This is a genomic window from uncultured Virgibacillus sp. (assembly GCF_947495635.1).
Lineage (GTDB): Bacteria > Bacillota > Bacilli > Bacillales > Amphibacillaceae > Virgibacillus > Virgibacillus salarius.
The window spans coordinates 25,425-39,453 of record NZ_CANMAB010000006.1; the positions used below are offsets into that span (position 1 = coordinate 25,425).

Consider the following 14,029-nt stretch of genomic DNA (forward strand, 5'->3'; position numbering starts at 1 on the left):
CCTTCCAGACCTGCTTACGTCGTCGATAACCTTTATACCCTTTGTTGTGCGAAGAGTTCGTGCAATGTTTTTCATAAAGTCACTATTTGGGATGCAAACGATTTTTATCATAGTATGACCTTCATTCCTGCTTTTAAAGCATTGAGTTTTCGAATTACATACATCATACTAAATACATGGTCATATTTTTAGTTACTTTTCTATTAAATAGTCATATTTTTTCGTCTATTTTTGTAATAAACGTTGAAAATAGCTAACAAGTTCTTTGCGGTTATGAATTTGAAACGTAGTGTAAATTCCACTGATATAATTTTTCACTGTCCCTTCACTGAGAAAAAGCCTTTGGGCAATACGTTTATTAGACATATTCTCTGTTAATAGACAAGCTATATCTAGTTCTCTATTCGATAAATGGATGTTTCGATTTAAAAACGCTTTATTAAGTAGTTCTCTGTTATCATACTTTGTCTCTATAATCTTTCTTGCCAATATCTGTGAGATTTTTCCTGAAAAGACAACTTCATTATGATAAACATCTCTTATAGCTCTAAGTAAATGCTTTGAATCATGGTTTTTTAATAAATAACCTTTACAGCCTGCATTAATAGATGAAATGATTAGATCCTCATCTATAATTGTAGTTAAAACAATTACCTTGATTCCTGAATATTTCTCTATCATTTTTACAATTGCCCTAGCGGTCTGCTTGTAGGGAGTTTGCACATCCATAAGTATAATATCAGGAGTATTCTCTACCATTTTCTCTATTGCTTGATTAACACTGACAGCAGTAGCGATAACCTCTATATCTATTTCATTACTAATTAATGCTCGAAGCCCATCGATAAATAACCTTTGGTCATCTACAATCATCACCTTTATCATTCATATGACCCCTCTATCTCTAATTTCTCCCCTTACATCAAGTGAATAAAGTGAAACTTCCATCCGTGGGGGGTTTTTGTTTATCCCACGGATGGTTAGTACCACAAGGGTATGACCTAAAGGCCTCTGAACCAATCGGACATTTACCGGCAGTTGATTCCCCACTTAGCAATACTGGTTTCTCTTTATTCCTTGAAGTGGGGAGCTTACTGCCAGTTATATGCGGGATAAAGTGAAATAAAACGGTACTGATTAGTCAGTAACCAATTTATCTTTACTAACCAATTAAACATAGCTAGTATGTTTTTAAATATTAAATAGTTCTTTTGTATCATTTCTAAAGTACTATTAATTATACCAAACACTACTATATAATCATAGTTATATTTCAATTCAATGGTTAAATAGTTTAAATTTGGTAATCTGAAAACACCTTAATTTACAGTTAAAAAGAACTAATAAATCGCATAATTTTTATCAACATGAAGCAAATTTCAACAAAACCCTGATTTTCCAGGATTTTTCATAGATAAAAAGACACGAAAATTTTATTCTAAAAAACATCCATTTTCCCTAAACTTCATCCAATTTCTTCCGATAATAGAGATAATAGTTCTATATATTAGCACGTTTATGTGAGGGAGGACCTATAATGAGCAATAAAAAAATAATCATGTCCGTTACTGCAAGTGCAGCAATAGCCTCGGCAATATTTGCAGCGGAAGAGGTAGAAGCAGCGTCTCATAAAGTTAAAAGCGGCGAGTCCTTATGGACAATAGCCCAAAAGTATAATACAAATGTTGCCAAATTAAAATCGATAAACAAACTATCAGGAGATACGATCTACCCCAATCAAATCATAGAAACAGAGAATAACAACACGTCCGGTTCTAGCTCCAGTTCTTCAAAACCAACTAATAATAATTCGAATAGCTCTAAAACGTATACGGTTAAAAGCGGAGACACGCTGAGCGGAATTGCCATTAAGTATAATATCTCGTTGAGCAACCTTATGAAGTGGAACAACCTTAATTCAACATTAATTTATCCAGGTAATGTACTTGCTGTTTCAAAAAATAGTTCAAACGGATCGAGTTCTACTGGATCTAATTCAGGTTCTAGTTCTTCTAATAACAGTTCGAATCAAACAGGTTCAACAAAGGTATATATCGTAAAATCAGGTGATACTTTATCACGGATAGCTCTTCAATATAAGGTTAGTGTAGCTAATTTAAAAAAGTGGAATAACTTAAACTCTGACTTAATTTTTATCGGTCAAAAATTGAGTATAGGTAGTAGCTCAAACACTAATTCAAACGGAAATACCAATGAAAAACCATCTAACAATGTTCAATATAATGTAGAAAAGGTTATTCAAACGGCAAAGAGTATGCAGGGAGTAAAGTATGTTTGGGGAGGATCGACACCATCAGGATTTGATTGTAGTGGTTTTATTCATTACGTGTACAAAAAAGGCGGCATGAGTATAAATCGACTTTCCAGTGATGGTTATTTTAATCGCTCCCATTATGTTACAAAGCCTCAAGTAGGGGATCTTGTCTTTTTTGCAGGAACCTATCGTCCTGGCATATCTCACCTAGGCATTTATTTGGGGAATAACACCTTCATTCATGCTGGTTCAAGTGGAGTGCAAATAAGCAGTTTAAATAACTCCTACTGGAAAAAACATTTTGATAGTTTTAAACGCTTTTATTAATAGTGTAGCTAGTCATTTTTCGTTAATACAGCTAACAAAATCCTTACATCGCAAGCCAGCGACATAAGGATTTTTTGTTGTTACGATTTTATCAAAGTAATAGTTTATTTACACCATTACGATGCCTCAACCCTTGATTACCATTTTTCACGATAATTCTCTGCTCAATCCAGTAATAGACTCACCATGCCCAGCCAATACTTTCTTCATGTAAGTTTCTATTTTCTTATTTCTCATTCGCATTTATCAATAATTATTCAGCAAAATTTCGTAAAATATAGATAACTATACCAGTTAAATGATATACTGAAAACAATGAAATTACTGAAAAAGGATGTCTGCTATGTGTAACACCTATGTATTACATAATGTGTCACGTTTAAATCATCAAAAATACGACTTTTTTATTGAAGATGGAACAATAAAAGCTATTTCTGAGCCCAAAACTTTAAATGGAGAGCATGTAATTGATTGCACTGGTCTATACGTCTCAAGTGGCTGGATTGACTTGCATGTACACGCCTTTCCTGAATTTGATCCTTATGGGGATGATGTCGATGAAATCGGCATCAAGCAAGGAGTAACAACTGTTGTAGATGCAGGTAGTTGCGGAGCGGACCGCATTGCAGACCTCCACGAGCTATCCAAGCAGTGTAAAACAAATCTACTTGCTTTTTTGAACATCTCTAGCATTGGTCTAAAACGAATAGACGAATTATCTAATCTAAGCTGGATTAATAGTGATAAAGTGGTTAAGGCAGTGGAACAATTTCCTGACTTTATCGTCGGTCTAAAGGCAAGAATGAGTAAAAGCGTTGTAGGTGAACAAGGAATTAAGCCTCTACAATTGGCTCGTCGTTTATCTCTCATCACGAAACGCTCGTTAATGGTTCATATCGGTTCAAGTCCTCCTTATATAGAACAAATTTTCGATTTATTAGAAAAGGAAGACATCGTCACACATTTTTTGCACGGAAAGGCAAATCGTCTATTTGATAATAACGAGCACATCCATTCATTTGTTACGAAAGCAGTTAATAAAGGCATTCATTTAGATGTTGGACACGGTTCAGCAAGTTTTTCATTTCAAGTAGCCGAAGCAGCAAAAAGACAAGGATTAAAATTCGACACAATTAGTACGGATATTTATCGAAACAATCGACTGAATGGACCAGTATATAGTATGTCTAAAACACTATCTAAATTCCTCTATCTTGGTTATTCAATAGAGGAGGTAATTGCTGGCGTAACGATCAATGCTGCTAATTGGTTAAAGATGCCAAAACTCGGAAGAATTCAAGAAGGAGAACCAGCTAATTTAACTTTATTTTCAATAGAGAATAGCCCTGTAAAGCTAATTGACTCGGAAGGCGAGGAACAAATAGCTACCAAACATATTAAGGCTAAAGGAGTGTTTAAGAATGGAACGTACCTTACATGCTAACTATGGTTTAAAGCGTGTCATTAATGCAAGTGGTCGAATGAGTATTCTTGGAGTATCCGCTCCGACAGATTCCGTTATGGAAGCTATGAAGCAAGGAGGACAAAATTACGTTGAAATGGCAGATTTAGTGAATAAATCTGGTGACTACGTTGCCAATCACTTAGCCTCTGAAGCTGCTGTAATAGTTAATTCGGCATCTAGCGGAATTGTATTGTCTGTTGCTGGACTAATAACTGAGGGGAACCGTCGTAAAAGCGATCGCCTACATCAGGAACCAATTGAGAAGAATGAGGTTATCTTGTTAAAAGGTCATAATGTACACTATGGAGCCCCTATCGAAACAATGGTTTACTTAGGTGGTGGTACAGTTGTTGAAGCTGGATATGCTAATGAAGGTAAGGCAGAGCATATCCGTGAAGCCATTTCATCAAAAACAGCAGCTATTCTATATGTTCAATCACATCATGCCGTACAAAAAAACATACTTTCCGTTGAGGAGGCTTATCAAGTCGCTCAAGAGAAGCAAATCCCTTTCATTGTAGATGCTGCGGCTGAAGGAGCGTTGCAAAAGTATATAAACTACGCTGATGTTGTTATTTACAGTGGATCAAAAGCAATCGAAGGGCCAACCTCCGGTATTGTCGCCGGTAGAAGAAAATACATCGAATGGATAAAGGTACAATTGCATGGAATTGGCCGAAGTATGAAAGTAGGTAAAGAGTCTATTTTTGGTTTACTTAAAGCGCTTGATGAATATGCGAATAAGCCTGATAATAGTCTACTGCAAAAAGAAGTCTTAACAGAATTAGAAGACTTAAATCATATTTCCGGTATAACTGTAACGGTTGTTCAAGATGAAGCAGGTCGAGCTATATATCGAGCACGAATTCAGATTGATGCCAATATTGCTTCGATCTCTGCAAAAAAATTAACCCAACAGCTTCGTAATGGCAATATAGCTATCTATACAAGAGATTATGGGGCGAACCAAGGTTTTTTTGATATCGACCCACGTTCATTAAAGAATGATGATATCCATATTATTAAAGAAAGTATTAAAACATACGTAGGAGGGATGTAACATGCTAGCCATCGAAAAACGGTTTTATAAGCAGCGTGTCGCATTGAATGTTTTAGCCAATAGCCCCGAAAATGCCAAAGCAGTTTTCCAAGCTGCTGAAGGACATGTTTTAATTGGAGTACTATCAAAAGATTATCAAACAATCGATAATGCTATTGCAGCTATGCAAGCTTATGGAGAAGCGATAGACGGAGCCATATCTATTGGACTAGGAGCGGGAGATAATAAACAAGCTTCTGTTGTTGCTGAAATTGTAAAGCATTATGCTTGTGACCACATTAATCAAGTATTCCCTGCTGTTGGAGCAACAAGAGCTAATTTAGGTGAACGTAATAGCTGGATTAATAGTTTAGTATCTCCTACGGAGGATCCAAACCTCGTTAAGATTTCCACTGGAGCAATTAGTGCTACTATAGAGGAGCAAGCTATTGTACCTATCAAATCTGCAATTGCTCTAATTCGCGATATGGGAGGAAATGCTATTAAATTCTTTCCTATGAAAGGACTTACAACGATTGAGGCATACAAGGCTGTTGCCAAGGCATGTGGGGAGGAAGATTTTGGATTAGAGCCTACTGGTGGAATAAATAAAGAAAACTTTAACACCATTTTGGAAATCGCATTAGCGGCAAATGTTCCTAAAATTATTCCTCATGTATACTCTTCCATTATTAGTAAACAGACTGGTGAAACAAATATTGAAGATATTTATGCGTTAACTGACATCATGAAGAAATTAGTTGATACATATGATTAAGCATATTGCCGCATTTGGTGAAGTCATGATGCGATTGCAGGTTCCTGATTACAAATTACTCTCACAAGCAGATTCATTAAACTATAGCTTTTCTGGTACAGGTGTCAATATTACCGGAGCTCTTACATGTTTTGGACATAGAGGTTCAATCGTAACCACGTTACCTGTTACTCCCCTAGGAGATGCAGCCCAATCCTTTTTGCAAAAATTAGGTATAGATTCCTCCTTTATTATACGACATGGTCAATCGCTTGGTATGTACTTTTTAGAAAATGGCTTTGGTGTTAGGCCAAGCAGAGTAACCTATTCTAATCGTATGGAGAGTAGCTTTAATACAGCGACTCACGATTTCTATCGTTTTGAGAAGCTTGCTGAACAAATTGATATCGTTCATTTTTGTGGGATTACATTAGCGATGAATGATCTTGTTAGACAGCAATTAAAAACCTTTGCACATGCATTAAAAAAAGCAGGCGGAACCATCATTTTTGATTGTAATTTCCGTCCTTCACTATGGGGAAAGAATGGCCATCATCAGGCTCGCAGCCATTATGAAGAAATATTTGAACTTGCTGATATCGTGATAATGAACGAAAAGGATGCCCTGCATACATTAGGCATGTATACAGAAAAGAAAAGTGAACGTAATCAACTTATGGACCTCATTCCAAAAGTTGCTAATTTGTATAATATTCCTATTATCGCTGGAACACATCGCAATATTCTTGATAATCAAACGCATCGTTTAATGGGTTTTTTATATAAGGAAGAAAGGTTTACGTTCTCTAATAAACGGACATTTTCCGTTTTAGATCGAATTGGAACTGGTGATGCCTTTGCTAGTGGGATTATTCACGGCTTAATCGAAGATTTTAGTAATCAGGACATTGTAGATTTTGCAGTAGCATCAGCGATTCTTGCTCATACAACTGTTGGCGATACACCAAGAGCAACAGAAAAAGAAGTACTCCAAGCAATGAAAACGTGTAGTACAGACGTAAGACGATGATAATAGTAAGAATAAAGACTAGTAACAAATGAGAAATGAATACGTATTAAAAATACTAGTTCTATTGAAACGATATTCGTATTTTATTGACTTTCGGTTGCCGCCTGTGCTTTTAAAAATATTTGATAAAAAGCAAAGAAATATACGTACGCAATAGCAGGCCCTGAGAAGAGTACTAAAAATAATGGATGAATTTGATAGATGATATACAATAAAATACTAACAGCTCCTGCAGCTGCTATTGTATAGGGTAAATGGAAAATCGCCATAAATAATGCTTTACGAATTGAATAAATGATGCTCACTTCAAAATGAACGGTATCAGCAAAAAAATAACTAGTAAAAGCAACAATAAAAATAGTAATGGCTATGAAAAAATAAAATAAGCCAGATCCAATTTCAACCGCTGCTAAATGATAGTTAAGTAACCACACAACCCAAGTAATTGTAAAGAACACACCACCTAAAAGACTACGAATATAATTTTCCTTATAAAAATTCCAGTATGCTCTTATGAATCCTTTCTTTTCTCGTTTCATCACCCATTCCCTTACTACGGCAAACATTGCAGTAGTTGCTGGAAAAAAAACAAAAGGGAACAGAGCCAATATTGTAATAGCTAGCAAATATACCTCCTCTTGTGTCTTCGCAAAAACCATACTTAAGATAGCGTAGGCAATTGGAAAATTAAAGAGAACCCATATGATATTCGTTGTCATGAACTTCATCAGCCAGTCAAATATATTATAAAGCGATTCTAGCCTTCCAGTTAGCATCATGTTTCTTCACACTCCGTTTATTCTTATAGGAGCTGGCACCAAAGGAGTCAGCTCCTATCTCAACTAAATATTACCTATCTGCAATCAACGAAGCATTTAACCCGTGGACTAGAAGTTCTATAATAACTTCCGATAGCAATCAAGTAATTTATCCCGCATATAACTGCCAGTAAATATCCGATTGGTTCCCCTTTGCATAATGACAGCTACATAATATGTTATTTGCCTAGTGTTTCTAAGTTTTTTTGCCATTCCTTAGTCTTGTATGCTAGTAAATCAGCATAACCTACGCTTTGTGCACTCTTCTCTGCCTCTTCCAATATCTTGATAACTTCTTCATCACTTTTCGCATTTAGTGCTTCCGCTCTTGCCACTTCAGCAATTTCCCCAACACTTTGTTGAATCTGGCCCTCGGTGGTTTCCGGTAATGGATCAATTCCTAAATAAGCAGTTGCATCATATTGTGTTTTCCACGTAATTTCATTTTGCCAATGCGTCGTCCAATTACGATCTTCCTGAGGTAATGTCTCTGTAAACTTAGCTTTTGCGGTGTCTAGAAAATTTGAATTTCCATTCCATTGGAAGTTTAATGTATCTTCTTCTATTTTCCCAGCACCTTCTGGGTCACTTACATACTTTTCTGTAAATTGAGGGTATCCTTCTTCATCAAAACCATCCCAGTACTTTCCTTCTGGTCCAAAAATAAGCACTGATTGCCCTTCTGGTCCTGTTAACCAATCCAAAAACGCAAATACTGCTTCTGGATCTTCAGCACTTTTCGTAATGACACTTACATTCCATCCCATCATGTCATAAGCCCCCGGATAGATATTATCTTTGTTCAACCCCGCTTTTGCGATCGGCCAAACCATAAAATAGCCATCATCCGAGTCTTCTTCCTGTAAATTGTAATGACCAGGCCGCGCTAAATCCGTAGGACTAGCAGATGCATATACAGCAACTCTACCACTCGATACTTTCTCTGTAACCATGTCGCGATCCTGTGTTAATGCATCTTGTGTAATAAGTCCTTCCCGATAAAGCTTACTGGCGTATTGTAGTGATTCGACATATTCCTCATTCGTAAAAATAGATGTTAGCTTATCTCCCTCAGGAACAGCATTTATTCTAATATTAGCTGGAGACTGATTTTCTGCAAATGCTGAATATAAAACATTAATTCCCTGTCCTTCTACATCCGTTTCGAATGGTGTTATATTTGGATAATTTTCTTTTACTTGCTTTAAATAATTATATAAATCTTCTGTCGTTTCAAGAGGTGGCGAGCCTAGTTCTTCATAAATCCCTTTATTAACTACATAACCCGCATTACCAAATGGTTTTGCATTATACCAATTTGGATATTGATATAATTTTCCATCTTCAGAACGAAGCATGTTGATACCAGATTCTCCGAACCACTCTTGCAAATTTGTATATTTATCTAAGTAAGGATCGAGTGGAACCAGAGCTCCTCCTTTACGTAATCGTTCTACATCTGTTCCTTTATCCAACCATATAAAATCTGGAAGGTCATTACTTGCTATCATCGTACTAAGTCGCTGTGCCGCATTTCCCCCACCATCAATCGCAGTTATATCCACCTTTTTATCTTCTTTAATCCATTTTGTCGCTACATCTTCTCCCCAGGGTGGCATCGTATACCAATCATAATTACCAAACATCGTAATTTCCAATGGTTCTTCACCTAACTTAAATAATTCATCGTTTCCGTGTTTTTCTTTCCCTCCTGTATCGGCTTCGACATTAGATTCTTTGTCTTTACAGCCCGATATAATGATAGGTACAAAGCATAATACCATTATCATAATCCAAATTTTTCTTGATGATATCACTTTTTCATCCTCCTTATTTACAAAAATTTATCTTCAAAGCAAATGCTTTAAATAAGATGTTCCCTATTCCTTTAATGACCCTATCAAAACACCTTTAACGAAATACTTTTGCACAAATGGATAAACCATGATAATCGGTAAAGTAGCTACCATCATTACTGCCATTGACAAGGATTTACCTGTTACCGTGTTAGCTGCCTTACCCATATGTGCAGCTGCACCTGCATCTATTTGACTCATTTGCGAACTAACAGTATTTGAATTTAATACTTTTTGTAATAACGTTTGAATTGGAATCAAATTCTCTGACGTAATATAGATACTCGGAAAAAACCAATCATTCCAATGAAAAACTGCCGTAAATAAGGACAAAGTAGCAATTACAGGCCCAGATAAAGGCAGTACGATGCGGAAGAATATTCCCCAATATCCAGCTCCATCTATTTTCGCAGATTCCTCTAAACCCTTCGGTAACTGTTGAAAAAAGGTCCTAAAGATAATCATATTCCAAACTAATATTAATGATGGAATAATCATTACCCAAAACGAATCCATAAGACCAATGCCTCTCACTAGTAAAAATGTTGGTATTAAACCACCGCTAAAAAACATCGTTACAATACAAAAAACCATAAAATATTTTCTTCCTACTAGTTCCTTTTTGGAAAGTCCATAAGCTAGCATAGCTGTTGCAAGCACAGATAATATCGTACCAACAACAGTTCTAGCCACAGAGATCATAAACGCATTCACCAACCGTTTATCCTGAAAGACAATTTCATAATTATCTAAAGTAAAATCACGAGGCCAAAAAGTTACTCCTCCTAGCATAGTGTCCTGACCATTATTGAAAGAAATAACTAATGAATTCCAAAATGGATAAAACGTCACAAAAGCTAGTAATGTTAAAAAAATATATATCATTATTACCATAAAACGATCACCAAACGTTAATTTCAACATGCTGTATGCTCCCACTTTCCACTTGCGCTTACCATAGACTGTTACCACTCTTACGTGCAAGTTGATTTGCTAATGTTAATAATCCAACACTAATTACAGCTTTAAATAATCCTATTGCAGCAGCATAGGAATAGAGACCATCACTAATTCCAACCCGATATACATATGTATCAATAACATCAGATACTTCTCGTAAGACGGGATTCGAACCTAGTAGCAATAAATCTTCAAATCCAGCATTTAATAGGTTACCTATTTCTAAAATAAAGAAGATTACAATTACTGGCATAATGGATGGTATCGTTATTAAGAAAATCTGCTTCCATTTGCTAGCTCCATCTAAGGAAGCAGCCTCATATAATTGCTGATCAACTCCAGCAACTGCAGCTAAATAGACAATGGAAGCGAAGCCAATGGACTTCCATAAATTAGTGCTTATAATGATTGTCCAAAAATACTCTGGGATAGATAGAAAGTTGATTGGTTTATCAATGAGGTTTATTTTTTCTAGTGCCATGTTTAAACTTCCATTATCTGTTGCTAATATAGAAGTAGCGAACCCAGCAACAATAACCCATGATAAGAAGTGTGGAAGGTAGGTGATGGTTTGTACTGCCCGCTTAAACATCATATGTCTTACTTCATTTAACATTAATGCTAGAATAATTGGTGCAGGGAAACAGATAAGTATTTTAAGAACACTGAGAACGATAGTATTTCTCATGATTTCCAGAAAACGCGGATCCTCAAAAAAGCGTTCAAAATGCTTAAATCCTACCCATTCACTGCCAGCCATTCCTTCAAAGATATTATAATCTTGAAAAGCCATTAACACTCCATACATCGGAATATAATTAAAAATAAAGATAAACAATAGCCCCGGAATAACCATCATTTGCAGATCAAATTGCCTAAAGTATCGAGTTACAAGGCGCTGGTTTCCTTTAAATTGCCTCCTATGCATACTCTCAGCTCGCACGTAGAACATCCCCCCTAATTAAAGAAAGCGCTATCATTTGATAAGATGACTATACCAGTATTTTTTAATATTTTCAATATTTTTTTTATTATTTCTTTTAAAAATATAACAACTATAATACAAATCCATTTACTAAAAGTTGGTATATAATCACTATTTTATATAATTTTTTTACATAAGCAGGGTATAATTTACTAATTATCGGTTAATTCTTAATTTTCTGTTGATATTTATTTGTAGTGATGTATAATCTATATTAGCGAAAAGTTATAACAATTGTATAAAGGAAGGGGGAGTAGTACTGCTTTATTAAGTTACAGTTGTCTATACCTTTCAAAGCAATATTCATTCCAAATTCCCAATATACTTTTCGCATAAATCAGTTTTAGGAGGAGTATAATGAATTCGCTCACATTTATTCCGAAATCGATTAAGCTTACATTTGGGGCATTCGTTATGTTAATTTGCTCCATTGCATTTGCCAGCTCTGTCTCTGCTCATGGATATGTAAACAATCCAGAAAGCAGAAATTTATTATGCGCAGACGGAGCCAATTACGATTGTGGAGCAATTATCTATGAACCACAAAGCCTTGAAGCACCTGGGAATTTTCCAGAAGGAGGACCACCTGACGGAAAAATTGCTAGTGCAAACATTTTTTATGAGCTAGATGCGCAAACAGAGGATCGATGGGCAAAGGTTCCTATGACGAGCGGTCCATTTACTTTTGAGTGGACGTTAACAGCAGCACATGCAACAGATAAGTGGGATTACTATATTACGAAAGAAGGTTGGGACCCAAATGACCCTTTAGAGCGTTCTGACTTTGAGCTATTCTGTTCTATTAATGATAATGGAGAACGCCCGCCAATTACCGTTAATCATGATTGTGTAATTCCAGATCGCACTGGATATCATGTTATTTTAGCCTATTGGGAAGTGGCCGACACAGCAAATGCTTTTTATAATGTAATTGATGCAAATTTTGACGGGGATTATGTTGAACCAGGTGACCCAAATAATCCTGATCCGGGTGATATTCCAGCTTGGGATCCTAATACTGCTTATTTAGGTGGTGATCAAGTTACCTATAACGGTGCTATTTACGAGGCGAAGTGGTGGACACGTGGTGAAACACCTGGTGAAGCTGGAGTTTGGAAGCTAGTTAGTCAAGGTACTGCATCAACTAACAACAACAGCAATTTTCTCCCTTATTTCTATTCATTAGGAACAATTTTAAAATAGGATAAGAACTGAAAATAGGCTCTTCTTCATGTGGAAGGAGGGTCTTTTCAAGACAGATGAATGTTGCTTTTAGTTATCTGGAGACAATTTCCTTCCTTAGTACGAGTGAGGGAAGTCCCAGATAAACTGACATTCATCATTTTCCTAAGTATGTGAAGAAATAAAGAAAATAAACGATGTTACAATGATTGAAATAATATCACAGGAGCAACTAGCACAGCAATCTATTAAAAAAAGGATCGTTGCTTATGAATAACAAGAAACAAGACCCAACACGAGAAACAGTTAGCGAACGTATGGAAAACTTTCTGTATCATTATAAATACCACACCATATTTTCTGTATTCTTACTCCTTCTTATAAGTTCATTAGGCTACACTATTATAGAAAAGCAGATTGCCAAATCGAATGCAGCAGATCAACTACCAGCAGATATAGACATCATGTTCTTTGGAAGCTATCAAGAAGAGAACCTTTCTCCCCTAAAGCACGAAATTCAACATATATTCCCTAATTGGGAAAGCATACATATTAACCTAGTGCAAACACCAAAGGAAGTAAATTCAGCAGAAGACATGGCAAACTTCCAAAAAGGTCAGATTGCAATCGAAGCAAATAAACCAGATATTTACATATTTGACCTCAATTACTTTCATCGTTTTGTAGAAGATGGACCGTTTCTTTCTCTAGATCAATTAGAGCTTTCAGCATCTGCCCAACTATTATTTTATCAAAAGGAGAATGATACGAAAGAACACCCATATGGCATAGATGTAACCAACCATTCATTGTTCACCAATTTAGCCATTCAAAAAAACACCAAAATTGCAGTAATACGTAAGGATGCTCAGAACAGTAAAAATGCCAAAGCTTTCATTAAGCAATTAGATAAGATAAAGTGAAGCTTCCATCCGTGGTGGGTTTTGTTACTCCCACGGATGGTTAGTACCACAAGGGTATGACCTAAAGGCCCTGAAACCAATCGGACATTTACTGGCAGTGGATACCACCTCTTATCCATATTGCTTTCACTTTATTCCTTGAGGTACGGGATTACTGCCAGTTATGCGGTATAGAGTAGGAATAATTTGTGAATCCAAGGCCGCATTCGTCTAAGTGCATCATGGTAGCAATGTTAGCTGAGCCAAGAGATCGCCGTCAATTAGAAAGTATAGGTTTTAATATTATTTGTCTCGCTATCTCTCAATCTCTTCATTTATGCTAAATCATGCTCTAAAGCTATGCAAATTACATGATTCCATTTAACTTTGTCTAACAAAGCACTTACGAAGAGCTACTATCCAGAGGTTAAAC

The 14,029-nt window shown here is 36.1% G+C and carries 13 protein-coding genes; 8 read left to right on the forward strand and 5 right to left on the reverse strand.

What is annotated here, in order from left to right; genetic code table 11:
- Nucleotides 1-225 precede the first annotated feature (225 nt).
- The gene (locus Q1A47_RS02615; protein ID WP_166530128.1) at nucleotides 226-885 is read right to left on the reverse strand and encodes a response regulator transcription factor; all 660 of its coding nucleotides are present in this window, start codon (nucleotides 883-885) and stop codon (nucleotides 226-228) included.
- A 65-nt stretch (nucleotides 886-950) separates the two neighbouring features.
- On the opposite strand from Q1A47_RS02615, the gene Q1A47_RS02620 reads away from it, so the two are divergent.
- From Q1A47_RS02620 to Q1A47_RS02645, 6 genes are all read left to right on the forward strand, one after another.
- A complete protein-coding gene (locus tag Q1A47_RS02620) occupies nucleotides 951-1,121 on the forward strand; it encodes a hypothetical protein (protein ID WP_299630317.1) in 171 nt (56 codons plus the stop codon).
- A gap of 416 nt (nucleotides 1,122-1,537) precedes the next feature.
- On the forward strand, nucleotides 1,538-2,602 hold the full coding sequence (locus Q1A47_RS02625) for a LysM peptidoglycan-binding domain-containing protein (RefSeq protein ID WP_026682078.1): 1,065 nt from the start codon (nucleotides 1,538-1,540) through the stop codon (nucleotides 2,600-2,602).
- Between the two features lie 343 nt (nucleotides 2,603-2,945).
- Entirely contained in the window at nucleotides 2,946-4,046 is a 1,101-nt protein-coding gene (locus tag Q1A47_RS02630) for an amidohydrolase/deacetylase family metallohydrolase (protein ID WP_026682079.1), read from the forward strand.
- Nucleotides 4,024-5,127, forward strand: coding sequence for a DgaE family pyridoxal phosphate-dependent ammonia lyase (locus Q1A47_RS02635; RefSeq protein ID WP_026682080.1), 1,104 nt, complete (start codon nucleotides 4,024-4,026; stop codon nucleotides 5,125-5,127). The genes Q1A47_RS02630 and Q1A47_RS02635 overlap by 23 nt, the downstream gene beginning before the upstream one ends.
- 1 nt (nucleotide 5,128) lies before the next feature.
- Nucleotides 5,129-5,884 (forward strand): 2-dehydro-3-deoxy-phosphogluconate aldolase, encoded by a 756-nt coding sequence (locus tag Q1A47_RS02640; protein ID WP_026682081.1) that lies wholly within the window; start codon nucleotides 5,129-5,131, stop codon nucleotides 5,882-5,884.
- Nucleotides 5,877-6,893: a sugar kinase gene (locus tag Q1A47_RS02645; protein WP_166530142.1), complete on the forward strand. Its 1,017-nt coding sequence runs from the start codon at nucleotides 5,877-5,879 to the stop codon at nucleotides 6,891-6,893. Before Q1A47_RS02640 ends, Q1A47_RS02645 begins: the two co-directional genes overlap by 8 nt.
- 83 nt (nucleotides 6,894-6,976) lie before the next feature.
- On the opposite strand, the gene Q1A47_RS02650 is transcribed toward Q1A47_RS02645, so the two are convergent.
- The 4 genes from Q1A47_RS02650 to Q1A47_RS02665 all read right to left on the reverse strand — a co-directional run bounded on the left by Q1A47_RS02650 (nucleotide 6,977) and on the right by Q1A47_RS02665 (nucleotide 11,455).
- On the reverse strand, nucleotides 6,977-7,672 hold the full coding sequence (locus Q1A47_RS02650) for a YesL family protein (protein ID WP_166530127.1): 696 nt from the start codon (nucleotides 7,670-7,672) through the stop codon (nucleotides 6,977-6,979).
- Between the two features lie 218 nt (nucleotides 7,673-7,890).
- A complete protein-coding gene (locus tag Q1A47_RS02655) occupies nucleotides 7,891-9,528 on the reverse strand; it encodes an extracellular solute-binding protein (protein ID WP_299630337.1) in 1,638 nt (545 codons plus the stop codon).
- Between the two features lie 63 nt (nucleotides 9,529-9,591).
- The gene (locus tag Q1A47_RS02660; RefSeq protein WP_026682085.1) at nucleotides 9,592-10,491 is read right to left on the reverse strand and encodes a carbohydrate ABC transporter permease; all 900 of its coding nucleotides are present in this window, start codon (nucleotides 10,489-10,491) and stop codon (nucleotides 9,592-9,594) included.
- Nucleotides 10,492-10,519: 28 nt separating this feature from the next.
- Nucleotides 10,520-11,455 carry a sugar ABC transporter permease gene (locus Q1A47_RS02665; RefSeq protein WP_026682086.1) on the reverse strand — a complete coding sequence of 312 codons (936 nt, stop codon included), beginning with the start codon at nucleotides 11,453-11,455 and terminating at the stop codon, nucleotides 10,520-10,522.
- 414 nt (nucleotides 11,456-11,869) lie between these two features.
- On the opposite strand from Q1A47_RS02665, the gene Q1A47_RS02670 reads away from it, so the two are divergent.
- Both Q1A47_RS02670 and Q1A47_RS02675 read left to right on the forward strand, forming a co-directional pair.
- The gene (locus tag Q1A47_RS02670; RefSeq protein WP_166530126.1) at nucleotides 11,870-12,715 is read left to right on the forward strand and encodes a lytic polysaccharide monooxygenase; all 846 of its coding nucleotides are present in this window, start codon (nucleotides 11,870-11,872) and stop codon (nucleotides 12,713-12,715) included.
- Nucleotides 12,716-12,963: 248 nt separating this feature from the next.
- Complete coding sequence (locus Q1A47_RS02675) at nucleotides 12,964-13,617, forward strand: hypothetical protein (RefSeq protein ID WP_026682087.1); 654 nt, start codon at nucleotides 12,964-12,966, stop codon at nucleotides 13,615-13,617.
- The last annotated feature ends 412 nt before the right edge of the window (nucleotides 13,618-14,029 follow it).